Annotated in this window: 3 protein-coding genes; all 3 read left to right on the forward strand. The window is 63.2% G+C overall.

The annotated features are described in order from the left end of the window. On the forward strand, positions 1-199 hold a 199-nt coding region (locus DVDV_RS23710; protein ID WP_254845496.1), incomplete at its 5' end, for an ATP-binding cassette domain-containing protein. Then, positions 189-1,550: an ABC-F family ATP-binding cassette domain-containing protein gene (locus DVDV_RS21635; protein ID WP_254845497.1), complete on the forward strand. Its 1,362-nt coding sequence runs from the start codon at positions 189-191 to the stop codon at positions 1,548-1,550. The genes DVDV_RS23710 and DVDV_RS21635, both read left to right, overlap by 11 nt. After that, on the forward strand, positions 1,547-1,951 hold the full coding sequence (locus tag DVDV_RS21640; protein WP_075356631.1) for a (deoxy)nucleoside triphosphate pyrophosphohydrolase: 405 nt from the start codon (positions 1,547-1,549) through the stop codon (positions 1,949-1,951). The genes DVDV_RS21635 and DVDV_RS21640 overlap by 4 nt, the downstream gene beginning before the upstream one ends. The last annotated feature ends 46 nt before the right edge of the window (positions 1,952-1,997 follow it).

Raw genomic sequence — 1,997 nt, forward strand, 5'->3', positions numbered from 1 at the left:
GGAAAAGCATTTTCACAGCCCCATATCCGGCCTGTCCGGCGGCTGGCGGGAGCGGGCCAAGCTGGCCCGGGTGCTGACGGCCGGGGCTGACGTGCTGCTTCTGGACGAACCGACCAACCACCTGGATCTCGAAGCCGTGTCCTGGCTGGAATCGTTTTCTGTGCGCCTTTGCCGGGGTGCTTATTTTCGTGGCCCATGACCGGGTCTTTCTCGACCGGGTGGCCACCCACACGCTCTTTCTCGGCGAGGCCAAGCCCATCTGGCGGCCTGGGTCGTTCTCCCAGTTTCTCGTGTGGCGCGAGGAGATGGAAAAGCAGTGGGAGCGCCAAGCTGCGGCCATCGATAATAAGATCAAGCAGCACAGCGTGTTTATTGACCGGTTTCGCTACAAGGCCAGCAAGGCGCGTCAGGCCCAGAGCAAGCTGAAGACCGTGGACAAGCTCAACAAGGAGATTTCGGCCCTGCGGGGCGACCGGCCGGATGTGCGCGGCCGGACCCTTGATTTCTCCCTGCCCGAGCCCGAGCGGTCGGACAAGACCGTCTGCGCTGCCGCCGATCTGGCCTATGCCTGGCCTGGGCGCGACCCGCTGTGGCCGGCACTGACCTTTCAGCTTTTCCGGGGCCAGAAGGTGGCCCTGGTCGGGCACAACGGCGCGGGCAAGACCACGCTTTTAAAGCTCATTGTCGGGGCCAACAAGCCGACCGACGGCCGCATAGTCCTCGGCACCGGGGTCAAGATCGGTTATTTCAGCCAGCACCAGACCGAGATTTTAAACACCGAAGCCATGGTCATGGCCGAGATGCGGCGCATGGCCGGCCCCAAGGCCACCCATCTGGAGTGCTGCTCCACGCTCGGGCTTTTTCTCCTGGGCGAGGATTATTGGGAGCGCCGGGTTTCCGAGCTGTCCGGCGGCGAGAAATCGCGTCTGGTCCTGGCCGGACTCTTTTCGGCCCGGGCCAATTTCCTGATTCTGGACGAACCGACCAACCACCTGGATTTGGAAAGCCGTGAAGCCTTGGTGCGCGCCTTGGCCGAGTTCACCGGCACCATCCTGATGGTTGCCCACGACCGCTATCTGTTGCGCGAGGCTGCCGGCGAAGTCTGGTCCGTGGGGGCCGACGGCATCACCGTCTACGACGAGGGCTACGCCGCCTATGAAGCCGCCCAGATGGCCGAGGCCTCGGCCTGCCGGGTGGAGGATGGCGAGGCCTCGGCTCCGGTCCAGAAGGTTTCGCGCCAGGAGGACAAGGAACGCAAGCGCCGGGTGGCCGAGCAGCGAAACGCCCTCTACCGCGACATCAAGCCCAAGCGCGAGGCCTTTGAGAAGCTCGAAGCCGAGTTGGAGGCGCTTTTAACCAAGCAGTCCGAGGTGGAGGCCGTCATGGCTGCCCCCGAGACCTATGCCCAGCGCGAGCTTTTCTCCAAGCTCAGCAAGGAATACAGCGAACTCTCCCGGGAGTCCGAGGATTTGCTGGCCCGGATGTCGATTATGGAAGAGGAAATTGCCGATCTGGAAGCGCGCCGGGCGGCCCTTCTGGAGGATGCGTGAGCGCGGCCCACAAAGTTGTCGATGTGGTGGCGGCCATTATCTGGCAGGGCGGCCGCTATCTGGGCGTGCGCCGGCCCGAGGGCAAACCCATGGCCGGAGCGTATGAATTTCCCGGCGGCAAGATCGAGCCGGGCGAGACGCCGGATGTGGCCCTGGCCCGGGAACTGCGCGAAGAACTGGGCATCACGCCCACTGCAATTGCCTTTTTCCGAGAAAAAGCGCATTCCTACGAACACCTCTCGGTCCATCTGCATTTTTTCCACGTCCACGCCTTTGACGGGGAACCGCTTCCCCTGGAAGGCCAGGACATGGAATGGCTGACCCCGCAGGAAGGCCGGATGCGGCCGTTTCTGGAAGCGGACCGCGACATCGTAGACGCGCTGGCCCTGGAAGTCCCCTAGGACTCCCTCTGCCTGATATCTTTTACGAATGGTATGAACCCCTTGA

The sequence above is a fragment of the Desulfovibrio sp. DV genome (assembly GCF_001936595.1).
GTDB lineage: Bacteria > Desulfobacterota > Desulfovibrionia > Desulfovibrionales > Desulfovibrionaceae > Solidesulfovibrio.